Source organism: Pseudomonas helleri (assembly GCF_009600315.1).
GTDB classification, from domain to species: domain Bacteria; phylum Pseudomonadota; class Gammaproteobacteria; order Pseudomonadales; family Pseudomonadaceae; genus Aquipseudomonas; species Aquipseudomonas helleri_A.
In genome coordinates, this window is record NZ_WIWC01000165.1 from 1 (window position 1) to 269 (window position 269).

General features: G+C 62.5%; 1 protein-coding gene. It reads left to right on the forward strand.

Annotated features, from left to right (window positions below; genetic code table 11):
• The coding region (locus tag GHN86_RS23540) for a hypothetical protein (RefSeq protein WP_194286332.1) at window positions 1-269 on the forward strand (269 nt) is incomplete at both ends.

Consider the following 269-nt stretch of genomic DNA (forward strand, 5'->3'; position numbering starts at 1 on the left):
TTGCACGCCGACGCGCCGCTGAACACCGGCACAAAAGGCAAGGTCGACCTCACCCGCCAACCCGGCGACGGCCCCGATCAGTCGCTGCTCGACACCACCCTGATGGTGCGCGGAAAACCTCAGACCTACACCAAAATCGTGCAAGTCCAACACGTCGACGACGCCCCGGCGCAATCGAAAAACCTCAACGATCAGCCCGCCGAACCGGCTGACAAAACCTGCACCCAAGGCTGTCCGGTCTCGATGGTCACCGGCGAAGAACTGCTGAC